This window comes from Calditerrivibrio sp., assembly GCF_049968475.1.
GTDB classification, from domain to species: domain Bacteria; phylum Chrysiogenota; class Deferribacteres; order Deferribacterales; family Calditerrivibrionaceae; genus Calditerrivibrio; species Calditerrivibrio nitroreducens_A.
The window spans coordinates 1-14,083 of the sequence record NZ_JBMFQS010000010.1 but is presented as its reverse complement, the minus strand read 5'-3'; the positions used below and the strand labels follow the sequence as shown (position 1 = coordinate 14,083).

Sequence of the window (14,083 nt, the reverse complement as noted above, 5' to 3'; positions counted from 1 at the left end):
GATTGTTCTATGCACCACACAATTGGATGGGTGGTATTTTCTACTATTGTTATATTCTTGCTAATACTCGATCTTGGTGTATTTAATAAAAAAGCACACGTTATATCAATTAAAGAAGCTGTTTTTACAAGTGCAATATGGATAGCTGTAGCTTTTGCGTTTAATATAGGGATTTATTTTTTCAATGGTGAACAACAGGCAGTTGAGTTTTTAACAGGTTACATCGTGGAAAAAGCGTTAAGTGTAGATAACATATTTGTAATGATAATGATCTTCAATGTCTTTCAAATCCCCCCACAATTTCAGCATAAAATACTCTTTTGGGGTATCCTCGGGGCTATTGTTATGAGGGGGGTGATGATCTTTTTAGGGATAGCTTTAATAGAAAAATTCCACTGGATATTCTACATATTTGGGCTACTTCTTATTTATAGTGCAGTGAAAATGGCTTTCAAAAAAGAAGATGAATCAATAGATTTTGATAGTAAGTGGTATATAAAATTGTTAAAAAAATTCTATCCGGTTACAAGTGATCGGGAAAATGGTAAGTTTCTTATAATGATAGACAACAAAAGACATATCACACCTCTACTATTAGCCCTTTTTACAATCGAATTTACAGATTTAATATTTGCCATAGATTCAATACCTGCAATATTCGCAATAACCACCGACTCCTTTATAGTTTTTACTTCTAATATATTTGCCATCCTAGGGCTCAGATCTCTTTATTTTGCCATTTCGGGTATTGTAGCAATATTCCACTTTCTCAAATATGGGTTATCTATAGTTTTAGGATATGTGGGTTTGAAAATGATCCTGATAGACATCATCAAGATCCCCACTATACTATCATTGATAATAATTATAGGAGTATTATCTGTTTCAATATTTCTATCCCTTATATTACCAAAAGATAAAAAATAAATATTGGTTGACTTATTACCGTTAATTTAATATTTTAAGCAGATGCAGAAAATACATGTAAATGAACTTAAAATTGGTGATAGGGTACTAAAGCTTGACGCCAGTTGGCTTGAAACTCCCTTTTTATCACATAAATTCAAAATAAAAGATATCAGCGATATCAACAAATTGAAAAAACATGGTATAGAATATGTATTTATTGAGCCAAGAAATGATGAGGTTTCTATAAAAGAAGTTATTGAAGAAAACAAAGATTTATTGGAAAATGTTCAATACGAAGAATTGCCCAAACATTACATAGACTTTCAATCCCTCACAAAAGCATCAGAAATATACGAAGAATCTGTTAAAATAATAAGATCTGTTATGGAAGATATCAGATCAGGTAAGCTTTTTGATGACACAGGAGTTAGGATAATAGCTGACAAGATCACAGAATTAACTGTAAAAAAAGGTGATCTACTATCAAGCGTTGCAAAGCTAAAGAGCTACGATGATTATACATTTCAACACAGTGTAAACGTTTCAGTTTTTGCCACCTCCCTCGGGAAATTGATGAATATACCGATAAAAGAATTGAATATGTTATCTGCAAGTGCACTTTTGCATGATGTGGGAAAGATGCTTGTACCAAAGGAGATCTTAAACAAACCTGGAAAACTTACCGATGAAGAATTTAAAATTATGAAGAATCATGTCCCTGCCGGATACGATTATTTGATCAAAAATGGATTAGATCCATCAGAGCTAAAAATAGTAATTGAACATCACGAAAGATACGATGGCAGTGGGTATCCTTACGGCTTAAAAGATCCCGACATCTCTCTTTTTGGTAAAATTGGAGCAGTGGTGGATATTTACGATGCCATCACCAGTGATAGAGTTTACCACAAAGGGATGGAGCCTCCTTCAGCACTTAAAATGATGTTTAAATGGACTGACTCTCATATCAATAAAAAAATTTTTGAGTTTTTCATAACTCATATAGGGATATACCCAGTTGGGACATTGGTACTTCTAAATACAAATGAATTAGCTATTGTAGCAAAAATTACTGATAATCCCACTTCACCTATTGTTGCAGTTTTCAAAAATCCTAAAGGTGAAGATATCCCCGTATACATGGTGGACTTGTCAAAAAAATCTGTTTTAAGCAAAAAGATCATCGGACCCGTAAATCCTGAAAAAATAAATATAGATAAAGAAATCTACGATATAATAGAAAGAATTAATGAACAGAACTAAAAAGGAAGTGGTTGAGTGGCTGGTGCCCTCCGGAGGCTTCAAACCTCGGCTGTCTCACCAAAAGTGAGAGGAAGGTTCGATTCCTTCACACTTCCGCCATATATTATAAAACTATTATCTAATCTATTTTTTTAAAAGATAGTCTCTTCTGTCTGCTTTTTCTGTTTGAGCATCTCTTTATTATAGGTTGCTATTATATCCCTTCTTGTTACTATACCGATAACTCTGTTCTCTTCATCCACTACAGGTAAAAGCTCAACATTTCTTGTCCCAATTAATTCAATGGCCTCCGCCAGATTGTTTTCCTTTATAACTGTGGGGGCATCCTTATCGCATATTTCGCTAGCCACCACAAGTTCTTCCAGCCCCTCCTCAAAAACAAACTCCCTAATCTCTTCAAATCTAAGTACCCCCACCAATCGATTTTCATTATCAACCACCGGGAAACTATTGTGCTTTGTGGTAGGTATAAAATGTATAATATCATCAAATTTCATATCCTCTTTTATGACAATCGGATCTTTTTTCATAATATCCTTTACCTTTATCTCCTGTAATACCATAAGAAAATACTCATTCTTATGTATGGGGGAATCACTTCTAAACTGCATTTGGCTTTTGTAAAACTTAACCTTTCTTAAAGACAGGAATGTAATTGTACTTACCCACATAGCTGGAACAATCAGCTGATAATTACCAGTCAGCTCACTTACCATAATAATCGCCGAAAGAGGTGTCTTGGCCAGCCCGGAAAGGAACCCTGCCATCCCAACTATAGCATATGCACCTGGCATTGGTGCCAGCAATGGAAAATATTTATTGATTAATAATCCTATTACCCCTCCTGTTGAAGCACCAATCACCATTGTTGGAGCGAATGTTCCTGCACTACCACCACTGCCAATGGTAAAAGCTGTGGCAAAGATTTTGGCAAGAATAATTACCAAAAGTATATTTACAGATAAATCTGATTGTATCGCTCTATCTATTATGGAATAACCTGCCCCCATAACATCAGGGACTAAAAAACCTATTAATCCTGTAAGTAAAGCACCAAAAAGCATTTTATAAAGCTTCTTCAATTTTAAAACATCAAAGTATGACTTAACCTTATGATAAACTTTGGTATAAAAATGCCCCACAAAGATGCAACCGATGATCAAAATAGTATACCCAATAAGCTCCAAAGGATTGGAAAAACTTGCATTTAAGCTGTAAAAAAGTGGGCTCCATCCAAACATACTACAAAAAACAGAGTAAGCAATTATGGAGGTGATTGTAGAAGGTAGAAGCGCCTCATATTCCATATCCGAACTAGAATACAAAACCTCTGCAGCAAATATTGCACCCGAAAGAGGAGAACGGAAAATTGCCCCAACCCCAGCCCCCATTCCAGCTGCCGTCAGAATTCTTCTCTCTTTTTCCGTAAGGTGAAATATCTGCGATAATACAGATCCCACACCTGCTCCTATATGTGATATAGGGCCCTCACCACCACCAGAACCCCCAGATCCGATAGTTATGGAAGATGTGAGCGTTTTTATCACAGGCACCTGCCATCTTATCAAACCTTTATTCTTATGGATAGAAGATATTGCAGCATCAAGGCCGGCACCTTCCGTTTCCGGAGCAAATTTTAAAATTAATATAGCCGATATAAGTGCACCTACCACCGGCATCCCTATAAGAAGAAAGCGATTAAACTCCCCTGCTGGAAAATGGAAGATTGTAACATCACCTGTTGCTTCTGGTGGGATATAACCTGCGAGATATTGTAAAAAGAATTGGCTTGTAAGCTGTAAAAGCGTGTAAAATATAATTGCAGAAATTCCAGCCACAATCCCAACAATTGTACCTAAGATAAACCATTTTCCCACAATAGGCAGATTATATTTTTTTACAATATTATACGCCATCCAAAAATTTCCTCAAAGTTATTTTCATATTAAAATATAAATTAAGCATCGTGGAAATAAGCACAGATATTGCAATTGTAATCATAATTGCAATCTGATATTTTACCGCCACTGTAGGGTTGGACCCAGCCAGAATCTGACCTGTCATCATACCAGGGAAGAAAACAATCCCCACACTACTCATATTCGTAATTATCGGCATAAGGGCTGAACGTAATGATTTTTTAAAAAATATTGACACCGCCTCAAAATTTGAAGCACCAAAGCTAAAAAGCGTCTCAATGAGATCATAATTCTCTTTCAAATCATTGTTGAATCGATCCAAAGCAACTGCACAGGCATTCATGGAGTTGCCCATAATCATCCCACTAATAGTAATGAAATATCTTGCATCATACCAGGTATCTGTTCCCACAATGACCACTTGAAAAATAAAGGTCAAAAGGAAGCTTGTAAAAAAAATTATCGGATAGATGAAAAAAGACTCACCTATCTTTGACTTTTGAATAATCGTACGGGAAGCAACCACAGACATCAAAGTAAAAAAAAGTAAAACAATCCATAGTGTATTGATTTTGAAAATGTACATCAATACAAAAGAACCTAAAAAAAGCTGGAAAGACATCCTTATCAGGGAATATATAAAATCTTTTAAGATACCAAGCTTTAAAATATGTATCAATAAACCTAATCCACCACTAAAAAGATATAGAATGGCCATCGAAATAATACTGATATCTTTTGCACTATCAGACATATCTATTCACCTATCAACTTACGGATATTTTCCGTATCGATATCTTCTTCAATTCTGTTTATGTTACATTTATCAAAAAAAAGCTTTATATCAGATGATATTATCATATCTACTGAATGGGATACCACGATAACACCAAACTCATTTTTGATACCATTTAAAAATGTGATAAAATTATCTTCTGTATATACATCAAGGGCAGAAGTAGGTTCATCCAGCAATATAAACTCCGGTCTAATCAACAGCGACCTTATTATGCTTATACGCTGTTTTTCTCCTCCTGAGAGATTTTTTATATCTTTCCCAAGTATACTTCGATCAAGACCAAACTTATCAATTAATACATTTAAGTAGTTTTCATCAAAGCCAAGATCTCTATTTGACTTAAAAGAAAAAATGTACTTTAAGCTGTCTATCACCTTGCCCGGCACAAACTCCGGCACCTGCCTTATGTAATGTACCTTTTTTCTTATTTCTGTTAAAGGATACTTTTGTTTAAGATTTTCACCGTTTAAATATATATTACCTTCGTATTTTATCATTGAGCCTAAAGCCTTTAAAAAAGTACTCTTCCCCGCTCCACTTTTACCAAATATAGTATAAATAAAACCCTTTTCAAATGAAAATCTTTTAATATCCACAAGGCATCTTTTTTCAATTTTTACTTTTAAATCTTCAATCTCCAACAGACTCATAATCTTTTAAATATAAATACCCCTTTTTTATCGGTATAACTACATATTCTATTCTCAACTATTTCAAGCTTCAACTCATCTTTGATATCATCAGGTAGATTCAAAAAGCTATTTTCAACAAACTTAATATGTTCCTCATCAGCCCCAAGCCTTCCGACCCACTCTTTAAAATTATGTTTCTTATATATATTGGTAAAATATTCCAAACGAAAAAAATTGCTACCAAAATTTATGATCTCTTTGACGGTGTAACTACGTATATGACTGTTGTCTCTTATATATTCTATAGCATTGAGGTATGCATCATCAATGTCCACAATACTATCCACCAACACAAAGTAACCACTTTTTTTTAAAATTCTATAAACCTCATCAAAAAATAAAACAGGCATTGTAAAGTGATGAAATGCTATTCTACAACTTACAAGATCAAAACTCTGGTCGGAAAAAGGTAAACCACCAGAATCACAAACAGCAGCAAAATCTATACTATACTTTTCTTTAGCAGTTTTCACCATATTAAAGCTCAAGTCAACGGCGCATTTCCTTTTCGCATTAAAGACGTTCGAAAAATGACCCGCTCCAGTGGCAACATCTAAAACAGTTTCAAAAACTATACTATTGAAATAATTCTTCACAATCTCAAGATCATCGCCATATTTATGATCGCTGCTTATTAGATAATTAGCAAAAGAGTTATCAAACCCATTGCTACTTTTTGATTTCGTCATAAACGTCCCATAAAAAATTAGCAACAGATGAACCCTGAATATCAAACTCAAGCAAAAAAGCATCATGACCATAATCGGATTCAATATTAACCCATTTCACATCCCTGTTTAATTTTTTCAAGATACTTACAATCTCTTCTGTTTGGTAGTTTGGAAATAGGAAATCAGATGTAAATGTAATAAAAAGAGATTTGCAAGAAATTCTGCTGACAGCCTCCTCAAACGATCCATATCCATACGATAGATCGAAAATATCCATAGCCTTTATGATATATAAATAACTATTAGCATCGAATCTCTCTGTAAACTTATAACCATTGTATCTCAGATAATTTTCCACCTCAAAATACCCCATAAAATCATAAATACCCTCTAAAGTCGCATATTTTCTACCAAATTTTTTCTGAAACGAAGCATCGGACATAAATGTGATATGCCCAGCCATCCTTGCTATGGCAAGGCCATCTTTAGGGAATGTTTTGCCATAGTAATCACCACCAAGCCAATTCGGATCCTTCATTATTGCCTGTCTGCCTATCGTATTAAAAGCAATCGCCATAGGTGTTATCCTGCCTGCGGTGGCAATCGGAATTATGGAATGTACCTTTTCTGGAAAAGTTACCGCCCACTCCAGAGCCTGCATACCACCCATTGACCCCCCTGCAACACATAATAGTTTTGGTATACCAAGATGATCAATCAGTTTCTTTTGGAGCTTTACCATATCCTTTACGGTAAAAACAGGGAATTTAAGTCCGTAAGGCTTGCCTGTGGATGGGTCGATGGAGGCCGGCCCTGTTGTCCCATAGCAGGAACCAAGAAAATTTGAACATATGATAAAATATTTATCTGTATCAAAAGGCTTCCCTGGGCCTATCATATCATCCCACCAACCAGGTTTCTGGTCATCAGGAGAATAATACCCTGCCGCATGGTGACTTCCGGTCAAGGCATGGCAAATGAGTATCGCGTTATCTTTTTCTTTATTTAAAGTCCCATAAGTTTCATATGCTACAGTAAGTTTGGATAGTATTCGTCCACTTTCAAGAAAAAAATCATCTTTAAAGAAAACTGTTTTCGGTTTTACAATCCCAACGGATGATTTTTCCATAAAATTCCTCCACAAAAAAAGCCTCTTCTTAGAAAGAAGAGGCTGTGATAGCTATCATAGCCTTATCTTTCCTTATAAAAAGGCGGGATTTAGCACCTGACATTGGATACCAACCGGTTGCTGTGGCTTCACAGGGCCCGTCCCTCAACCACTCTTGATAAGGTATCAAATCATACCACTTATTTTGCAAATGTCAATTAATTTGATATGAAGAAAAACTAAAATAGATTTTTTATCTTATCCTCATCACCAATAACAACTATTTCATCCCCTTCTTCAAAGACTATATCCGGATTTTTAATTATTCTGGAAACACCGTTTCTCCTTATTGTGACGGCATTTACATCATATTTATTTCGTAAATCTATCTCTTTTAATGATCTACCCACAAACTTATCCGGTACTTTCACCGTAGCAACTGTGGTATCGTCATACATATGGAAAAGATCCAGAATTCCAGGTTTAGATATTTTATCAGCCAGCCTTATGGCAACCTCTTTTTCAGGTAAAATAACTTCATTCACACCTATTTTTAGCAAAACCTCCTTTTGAATCTCACTATTTGCCTTTGCAATAATCTTTTTTACACCAAGTTTCTGCATTATCGTTGCTGATAAAACCAATGCCTCAAAATTACTGCTTATACCCAAAATAATTTCATCAAAACTTGTAACATCAAGCTCCCTCAGCGTCTCTTCGGATGACGCATCAGCAATAATTGCTTCCGACACAAAATCCTTGATTTTATTGATAATATTTGGATTTTTATCAACAGCAAGAACGTTTAAACCCTTTTTGGATAATTCCACTGCAAGTTCATACCCAAAAATGCCAAGCCCAATAACTAAAACATCTCTCTTTTTCATATTTTACCCCAAAATTACTTTTTCTTCTGGATATCTTATATTTGAAACATGCTCATACCCCACAAGTGAAAGTACAAGAGCACTGACACCTATTCTCCCCACAAACATACATATTATAAGAATAATTTTTCCGGCCAAACCAATTTTCATAGTTATCCCCAGCGACAAACCTACGGTGCCAAGAGCTGAAGCCACTTCAAATAGCATATCCATAAAATCATAATTATAAAAATAAAGCATTAGCAAAGTAGCAACTATTAATATGAATATATACATTGCCGTGATAGAAAACGACTTCAGAATGTTTGTGTAGTGGACTTCTCTATTGAAAAGTAGAATCCTATTGTCACCTTTCAAGATATTTTTTATAGATAACAACATTATTGCAAACGTAGACGTTTTTATACCTCCACCTGTACCACCTGGTGATGCACCAATAATCATTAGTATTATCAACGCAAACTTACTTATATTCGTTAATTTAGTAAGGTCAACAGAATTAAATCCAGCAGTCCTCGCGGAGACCGACTGAAAAAAACCATCCAATAAGGACATATCATGCTCCAAAATGCTTAAAATAACTACTCCAAACATTATTAAACAAGCTGTAGTAATTAATACAATTTTTGTATGTACCTTTAGACGTTTTAATTTATTGTCTCTTTTTTTAAAATAGTTGTGCAGATCATAAATTACATAAAAACCTAACCCACCAAATATAATTAAAAGCATTATGCTAACTTTTATTAACCAATTCATACCAATAATACTATCATCAAAAGGCGAAAACCCAGCATTACAAAAAGCAGAAACAGAATGAAAGACGCCATGGAAAATAGAAGATATCAGACTGTGACCATCCATTAAAAAACCAATGGTGAGCAAAATGGCTCCGATTATTTCTATGAAAAAAGTATACAGTACAATATACCTTAAAACATATTCAGCCTCGTTTAGGGCATAGACATCTATTAAACTGGTAATCACAACTCTACGCTGGAGGTCTAATTCCCCCCTGAGAAAAAGCAATAAAGATGTAGTAAGCACCATAATACCCAATCCTCCAAGCTGAATCAATGTAATAATTACAATTTGACCCATCAAAGTAAAATTAGACGTATTCGTAACCACCAGTCCAGTAACACAAACCGCAGATGTTGAAGTAAAAAGTGCATCAATATAGTGTAGATTACCTTTATACATCCCAGGAATCATTAAAACTATAGACCCTGAAACTATTAGAAAAAGAAACGTAGAGATAAATACAGACCAAACATTATTTTTGTTCATGAAAAATTGTATAGTATTTTAAAAAAAGTTAGTCAACAGAAATATACTATCTACCGTCGCACCGTTATCCATACAATTAAGCCACAAGTAGTACAATTTCAGATGTCACAAACTGTCTACATCGTAATGAAAATATTATCACTAATGTCTAATAGCAATAATTTTATAAAATCAAATCCTTCGCAGCCATCGCCTTTAATCTATCTGCAAGAGCAAGCAGTCCTCCAACTAAAACTTTTGCATCAAAACCATTCAATTTTAAAAATTGACAGGCAATATTTGACCTAAAATCTTGCGGACATGCAGATATTATAACCTTATCTTTCGGAAGTTCATTAATTCTATCTGGCAACTCATTCAATGGGATATTTAAACTAAATTTCATTCCCCATTTTCTGTTTCAAAAGAGTATCGGATATCCAAAAGTATTGCCTCACCTTTGTTTAAAAGCTCAATCACATTGTCAGTACTTAATCTTAATTTTAATACATTTTCCATAGTCATACCTTTGATCAAATTTTCCATAATTATACCTCCTAAAAAAGATAAAATATACCAATTATTATTAAAGCTATCCCGATAATTTTTTGAAATAGATTTAAAAATTTTAATTTTTCATTAAATTTCAGAAACTTTGAAACTAAGTTCCCACTCACACCTGCAATAGCAATAGTTAATGTGTGTCCAGCGGCGTAAAATAACAGCAGTATAGCAGGTCTTAAAATTTCTGTTGAAGACATTTTAAATGTAAATCCTACCACAGGAGCGATGTAAGCAAATGTACATGGACCAAGTCCCATACCAAAAACAAATCCCATAACAAAGACTGATAAGATGCCCACTTTAGCAGATTTGTATTGAAAACCATTCCAGTTAAGATTTACAATACCTAAAAGATATGCACCAAAAACTATAAAAAGTGCACCTACCAACAAATCTCCCAAAATCCCCACATCACCAAATATTCTCCCTAAAGAAATGGTTACTACACCGATTATGGCGATACTAATTAAAACTCCAAAAGAGAAAATAGATGATAACCAGAAGGCACTTTTAATGTTTTCAGTCCTTTTCATAAGGTAGCCACATATCAAAGGGATGCCGCTCAAGTGGCATGGACTGATAATGACGCTTATTATCCCCCACACAAAAGCAGCCACCATTGCAATGGCAATTTGCTGACTTACAAGATAATTAATATTGTTAAAAATAGCCTCAATCATTTTGTGCCTATTTCTTTGAGACCTCTTGATTTTAGAAAATCAGCTAGCTCTTCTTCAGGATAAAAACCTACGTGTCGAGCAATCTCATTGCCATTTTTATCTAAAAAAACTTGAGTAGGTATACCATTTATATTATAAATTTTAGCATAACCTTCTTGTTCTTTTGTCCATACATCATAAAAAATAACTTTTACCTGTGATCCAAATCTCTTTTCTATATTTTTCATAACTGGTTGCATCATCTTACAAGGAACACAATTTACCGATCCAAGCTCAATAAAAGTAATTAGATGACTATCTGATCCATTCTTTACATCAGAAACATTTTCAGAAATACTCTTTTCCTTAGAACAACCAATAAATAAAAGCAACACAAAAGAAAATAACAGTATAAATTTATTTTTCATCGTAGCACCTCGTATTGATATTTCTATAAATATAAAATTAAACTACGTATGTCAACTCTAAAATTACTTTTTAAACAATCTTGCAAAATTATTAATGAGACCTTAAAATATATCCAGGCCTCAATAAGTTGATTAATATTGAAAACAGTCAAGGCAGATTTTCTTAACATCAGTTACCCTTAAATAGTTTTCAGCTACAGCATCGCCACAAGATTCACACAATTCTAGGTTAAAGCAAGCTTTGCCTTGTGGTACTTTAAATTCAAATGGACCCTCTACATCGATTATTTCTTCAATCTTTAGTGAAAAAGGTCTTTTAAATCCTGGCTCAGCTACCTCAGCGGCACATCAGCCGTCTTGACACCTTTTTGTCTATATTCTGTCATAAACTGTACACCATCAGCAAAGAATCCGACAGCATGCTTATCTCCAACTTTAATGATTACCATCTTGTCCATATTTCTTTCTCTTTCCACATTAAGTGCCTTAAGTGCTGACAGCCCAGCCACATAGCCCATAAGCATACCACCACAAACATGTCCATGCATATTTAATGCAGAATACACAAACTCTTTTTCTTGATCTTACAAACCTTCAATACTGTTTACAATTTCTCTGTTTCTTTTAAGCATAGCTACCTCCTATTTAAATAACTTTATTATTAAGTCCACGGCTATCAAAAAAACTATAATGCCCAAAAATCTTTTAACAGTCATAGGTTTCATTTTAAGATGCATAAAGTGTGTGCCTAAGTATCCTCCCAGATATGCAGCTAAACCAGCAAAAATCAACAACTGTATATTCACATGCCCCATTTTCAAATAAGCCAAAAAACCTGTTAATGATGAAAAAGGAACTACCAACGCGGTAATTGTAACAACCTTTTTAGGATTAAACCCTGATACTACAAGCAGAGGAGAAATTAAGCCTCCAGCACCAATTCCAAGTAGCCCTGAAAGTAAGCCTGCGATAATTCCAGTAAACACCAATAAACCAAGTGGCCTATCATCTCTAAATTTATCTTCATACTTCTTTGGATTAAAAAAGATCATCACTGCACTCGAAAATAGCAAAAACACTATAAAGATTATCATCACAATAGTTTTATTAATAAATAATGACAAATAAGCCCCCACAGGTGCCAAAAGCATCGACGATATGATAATCGGCATGCCCAATTTAAAATCTACTCTTTTATGTTTAATATTTGAAAAGCTTGCCGCCACAAGGCTTGTAGTATTAATAAACAACCCTGTCGGTTTTGCCTCATTAATCGGTATCCCAAGTGAAAACATTATTGGCACAAGCACTACTGCAGATCCAACTCCGCCCAACGCAAACACAAAAGATAAGATAAACGACAAAACACTAACTGTAATATTCATAACAGATCTCCTTCTATATTTCTACAAATATAAAAATATTTGACTAAAAAAGGGGGGGATTATCCCCTTTTAGTATGCAATATCCAAAGTTGCATATTCAATATCTAACTCTTCTACAGCAGCTAATGTTGTTTTGTATTAAATCTAATAATTTCTAAAATCTGTCACTAATACTTTTATCTTCATTGTATCAAATCTTAATTTTTCATTATAATATAAATTTATATTCAAAAAATGCAATAGAAATTTAACTGGAACGTTAGAACGTTGAACTTAGAATATTTAACGTAGAACACTATTTTCTATCTGTTCATTAGTTATTCTCTTTTATACTATAACTTTTTATTATCCTTTAACTCTTTTTCACCTCCGTAGTCTTGATAGTGAGAAAAATTTTAATCACAAAGGATACGCTCCGCATAACTGGATTTTATCAACAGGGATATCATACAAACGGTGGTAAATGTCTTGCCTGTACCAGTTGCCATAGCAAGCATCATTTTCCTTTTATTATCAATAAGAGCATTTTCTACAGCTTTTATTGCCTCATTTCGATAAGGACGTAATCTTTTAGAATCAATAGGATTAATAACAAGCCATTGCTTAGCCTTCTACATATTGCATCTATTGTATGGAAATTTAATAATTCACGAGAATAATAATTGTCCTCTCTAACATCGACAAACCAAATTTATGTACCATTGGAAGGATACAAAAAAGGAATTTTAAAAGAATTCCAGACGCCAACAATACTTTTGCAACCTTTGGAATAACGTTTTGCCTGTCCCAATACGTTTTGAGGATCTACAGAAACTTTTTTTGCTTCAATAATAACCAATAATTTTCCTTTGACAAAAAGTGCATAATCAGCCGGTCCGTTATCTGTTGAAACTCTTCTATGGCATGATGTGTTAGTAAAGCAAAATCAAGACTTTCTTTATATGGGATAACTTCCCAAGCTGGATTAATGCTTTTAGTTTTGTATCAATCCTTATTTTTCTTGTTTTCCATTCGCTTTCAGTTGACATAAAAGCTCCTTTTTGAAAGAATAACAAACCTACACCCTTTTGTCTGTGCATATTTTCTAGCTTGTTCTTTCCCAAACAGCGGATTTTCATTTTCTGCTTTGGCTTCCAGTACCACAAGAGGAAAAGCTTTTTCATCGAGTAGCAAAAAATCAATATACCCATTTTTGGTGTATTCAAAATTTTTACCAAACTCGTTGAGCTTTTTTCCGTTATCTTAACATTGTTTTCTAATAGCATATTCGCTTTCCCTTGTTCGGTATCAAAAAAACACCAGCCGGCTTCTTCTAAAAGCTTATTGATTTTTATCCTTGCTTTAGCCTCTTTGCCTAACATACTTTACCCTTTTTAGGTAATCCCCCAGTATTTTTTTCAACGTTCTAAGTTATAAGTCCAATGTTCAACGTTTTAACTTTCTAACGTTTTACCTTTTCCCACTCAAAATTTACGATATTCTTCTCTTCAGAGCTAAATTCTATTCCCACAAGGTAAATATCTTTACCTG

Annotated in this window: 18 protein-coding genes, 1 tRNA gene, 1 pseudogene and 1 riboswitch; of the genes and pseudogenes, 3 read left to right on the top strand and 17 right to left on the bottom strand. The window is 34.1% G+C overall.

The features are described from left to right. The first annotated feature begins 9 nt into the window (after positions 1 to 9). The 3 genes from ACP5Q2_RS08360 (at position 10) to ACP5Q2_RS08350 (ending at position 2,271) form a co-directional block, all read left to right on the top strand. On the top strand, positions 10 to 927 hold the full coding sequence (locus ACP5Q2_RS08360) for a TerC family protein (protein ID WP_428099116.1): 918 nt from the start codon (positions 10 to 12) through the stop codon (positions 925 to 927). Between the two features lie 42 nt (positions 928 to 969). Then, positions 970 to 2,172 (top strand): HD-GYP domain-containing protein, encoded by a 1,203-nt coding sequence (locus ACP5Q2_RS08355; protein ID WP_428099113.1) that lies wholly within the window; start codon positions 970 to 972, stop codon positions 2,170 to 2,172. A 3-nt stretch (positions 2,173 to 2,175) separates the two neighbouring features. Further along, a tRNA-Sec gene (locus ACP5Q2_RS08350) sits at positions 2,176 to 2,271 on the top strand. A gap of 32 nt (positions 2,272 to 2,303) precedes the next feature. Here the strand turns inward: ACP5Q2_RS08350 and ACP5Q2_RS08345 are convergent. The 17 genes and pseudogenes from ACP5Q2_RS08345 to ACP5Q2_RS08265 all read right to left on the bottom strand — a co-directional run. Next, positions 2,304 to 4,088, bottom strand: a complete 1,785-nt coding sequence (locus ACP5Q2_RS08345) for a chloride channel protein (RefSeq protein ID WP_428099111.1) — start codon at positions 4,086 to 4,088, stop codon at positions 2,304 to 2,306. Further along, positions 4,078 to 4,845 (bottom strand): ABC transporter permease, encoded by a 768-nt coding sequence (locus ACP5Q2_RS08340; RefSeq protein ID WP_428099108.1) that lies wholly within the window; start codon positions 4,843 to 4,845, stop codon positions 4,078 to 4,080. The genes ACP5Q2_RS08345 and ACP5Q2_RS08340 overlap by 11 nt, the downstream gene beginning before the upstream one ends. 2 nt (positions 4,846 to 4,847) lie before the next feature. After that, positions 4,848 to 5,540 (bottom strand): ABC transporter ATP-binding protein, encoded by a 693-nt coding sequence (locus ACP5Q2_RS08335; protein ID WP_428099105.1) that lies wholly within the window; start codon positions 5,538 to 5,540, stop codon positions 4,848 to 4,850. Continuing rightward, positions 5,537 to 6,271 (bottom strand): class I SAM-dependent methyltransferase, encoded by a 735-nt coding sequence (locus tag ACP5Q2_RS08330; protein ID WP_424606143.1) that lies wholly within the window; start codon positions 6,269 to 6,271, stop codon positions 5,537 to 5,539. Before ACP5Q2_RS08330 ends, ACP5Q2_RS08335 begins: the two co-directional genes overlap by 4 nt. Then, positions 6,252 to 7,382 (bottom strand): homoserine O-acetyltransferase MetX, encoded by a 1,131-nt coding sequence (gene metX / locus ACP5Q2_RS08325; protein WP_424606142.1) that lies wholly within the window; start codon positions 7,380 to 7,382, stop codon positions 6,252 to 6,254. Before metX ends, ACP5Q2_RS08330 begins: the two co-directional genes overlap by 20 nt. Positions 7,383 to 7,441: 59 nt before the next feature. Next, positions 7,442 to 7,546: riboswitch (SAM riboswitch) on the bottom strand. Between the two features lie 54 nt (positions 7,547 to 7,600). Continuing rightward, on the bottom strand, positions 7,601 to 8,248 hold the full coding sequence (locus tag ACP5Q2_RS08320; protein WP_424606141.1) for a potassium channel family protein: 648 nt from the start codon (positions 8,246 to 8,248) through the stop codon (positions 7,601 to 7,603). Between the two features lie 3 nt (positions 8,249 to 8,251). After that, entirely contained in the window at positions 8,252 to 9,538 is a 1,287-nt protein-coding gene (locus ACP5Q2_RS08315) for a TrkH family potassium uptake protein (protein WP_428099101.1), read from the bottom strand. A gap of 163 nt (positions 9,539 to 9,701) precedes the next feature. Then, positions 9,702 to 9,923, bottom strand: a complete 222-nt coding sequence (locus ACP5Q2_RS08310) for a rhodanese-like domain-containing protein (protein WP_428099098.1) — start codon at positions 9,921 to 9,923, stop codon at positions 9,702 to 9,704. Continuing rightward, positions 9,920 to 10,063 (bottom strand): hypothetical protein, encoded by a 144-nt coding sequence (locus ACP5Q2_RS08305; RefSeq protein WP_424606138.1) that lies wholly within the window; start codon positions 10,061 to 10,063, stop codon positions 9,920 to 9,922. Before ACP5Q2_RS08305 ends, ACP5Q2_RS08310 begins: the two co-directional genes overlap by 4 nt. A gap of 11 nt (positions 10,064 to 10,074) precedes the next feature. Beyond that, complete coding sequence (locus ACP5Q2_RS08300; RefSeq protein ID WP_428099095.1) at positions 10,075 to 10,761, bottom strand: cytochrome c biogenesis CcdA family protein; 687 nt, start codon at positions 10,759 to 10,761, stop codon at positions 10,075 to 10,077. Next, a complete protein-coding gene (locus tag ACP5Q2_RS08295; RefSeq protein WP_424606136.1) occupies positions 10,758 to 11,168 on the bottom strand; it encodes a thioredoxin family protein in 411 nt (136 codons plus the stop codon). The genes ACP5Q2_RS08300 and ACP5Q2_RS08295 overlap by 4 nt, the downstream gene beginning before the upstream one ends. Positions 11,169 to 11,300: 132 nt before the next feature. Further along, positions 11,301 to 11,390 (bottom strand): TraR/DksA C4-type zinc finger protein, encoded by a 90-nt coding sequence (locus ACP5Q2_RS08290; protein ID WP_424606135.1) that lies wholly within the window; start codon positions 11,388 to 11,390, stop codon positions 11,301 to 11,303. Between the two features lie 110 nt (positions 11,391 to 11,500). Further along, on the bottom strand, positions 11,501 to 11,716 hold the full coding sequence (locus tag ACP5Q2_RS08285) for an FmdE family protein (RefSeq protein WP_428099090.1): 216 nt from the start codon (positions 11,714 to 11,716) through the stop codon (positions 11,501 to 11,503). A 93-nt stretch (positions 11,717 to 11,809) separates the two neighbouring features. Beyond that, positions 11,810 to 12,553 carry a sulfite exporter TauE/SafE family protein gene (locus ACP5Q2_RS08280; RefSeq protein WP_428099088.1) on the bottom strand — a complete coding sequence of 248 codons (744 nt, stop codon included), beginning with the start codon at positions 12,551 to 12,553 and terminating at the stop codon, positions 11,810 to 11,812. A gap of 395 nt (positions 12,554 to 12,948) precedes the next feature. Continuing rightward, a complete protein-coding gene (locus ACP5Q2_RS08275; protein WP_428099203.1) occupies positions 12,949 to 13,134 on the bottom strand; it encodes a DEAD/DEAH box helicase family protein in 186 nt (61 codons plus the stop codon). Between the two features lie 110 nt (positions 13,135 to 13,244). After that, the gene (locus tag ACP5Q2_RS08270; RefSeq protein WP_424606131.1) at positions 13,245 to 13,391 is read right to left on the bottom strand and encodes a hypothetical protein; all 147 of its coding nucleotides are present in this window, start codon (positions 13,389 to 13,391) and stop codon (positions 13,245 to 13,247) included. Positions 13,392 to 13,579: 188 nt separating this feature from the next. Further along, positions 13,580 to 13,914 (bottom strand): annotated as a pseudogene (locus tag ACP5Q2_RS08265) (DEAD/DEAH box helicase family protein); the annotation flags it as partial. Between the last annotated feature and the right edge of the window lie 169 nt (positions 13,915 to 14,083).

What these genes read in the sequence shown, in the direction of transcription:
- ACP5Q2_RS08340 (WP_428099108.1), bottom strand. Translation starts at nt 4,845, where the DNA reads ATGTCTGATAGTGCAAAAGATATCAGTATTATTTCGATGGCCATTCTA.
- metX (WP_424606142.1), bottom strand. Translation starts at nt 7,382, where the DNA reads ATGGAAAAATCATCCGTTGGGATTGTAAAACCGAAAACAGTTTTCTTT.
- ACP5Q2_RS08295 (WP_424606136.1), bottom strand. Translation starts at nt 11,168, where the DNA reads ATGAAAAATAAATTTATACTGTTATTTTCTTTTGTGTTGCTTTTATTT.
- ACP5Q2_RS08305 (WP_424606138.1), bottom strand. Translation starts at nt 10,063, where the DNA reads ATGGAAAATTTGATCAAAGGTATGACTATGGAAAATGTATTAAAATTA.
- ACP5Q2_RS08345 (WP_428099111.1), bottom strand. Translation starts at nt 4,088, where the DNA reads ATGGCGTATAATATTGTAAAAAAATATAATCTGCCTATTGTGGGAAAA.
- ACP5Q2_RS08285 (WP_428099090.1), bottom strand. Translation starts at nt 11,716, where the DNA reads ATGCATGGACATGTTTGTGGTGGTATGCTTATGGGCTATGTGGCTGGG.
- ACP5Q2_RS08360 (WP_428099116.1), top strand. Translation starts at nt 10, where the DNA reads ATGCACCACACAATTGGATGGGTGGTATTTTCTACTATTGTTATATTC.
- ACP5Q2_RS08335 (WP_428099105.1), bottom strand. Translation starts at nt 5,540, where the DNA reads ATGAGTCTGTTGGAGATTGAAGATTTAAAAGTAAAAATTGAAAAAAGA.
- ACP5Q2_RS08280 (WP_428099088.1), bottom strand. Translation starts at nt 12,553, where the DNA reads ATGAATATTACAGTTAGTGTTTTGTCGTTTATCTTATCTTTTGTGTTT.
- ACP5Q2_RS08300 (WP_428099095.1), bottom strand. Translation starts at nt 10,761, where the DNA reads ATGATTGAGGCTATTTTTAACAATATTAATTATCTTGTAAGTCAGCAA.
- ACP5Q2_RS08355 (WP_428099113.1), top strand. Translation starts at nt 970, where the DNA reads ATGCAGAAAATACATGTAAATGAACTTAAAATTGGTGATAGGGTACTA.
- ACP5Q2_RS08330 (WP_424606143.1), bottom strand. Translation starts at nt 6,271, where the DNA reads ATGACGAAATCAAAAAGTAGCAATGGGTTTGATAACTCTTTTGCTAAT.
- ACP5Q2_RS08315 (WP_428099101.1), bottom strand. Translation starts at nt 9,538, where the DNA reads ATGAACAAAAATAATGTTTGGTCTGTATTTATCTCTACGTTTCTTTTT.
- ACP5Q2_RS08310 (WP_428099098.1), bottom strand. Translation starts at nt 9,923, where the DNA reads ATGAAATTTAGTTTAAATATCCCATTGAATGAGTTGCCAGATAGAATT.
- ACP5Q2_RS08320 (WP_424606141.1), bottom strand. Translation starts at nt 8,248, where the DNA reads ATGAAAAAGAGAGATGTTTTAGTTATTGGGCTTGGCATTTTTGGGTAT.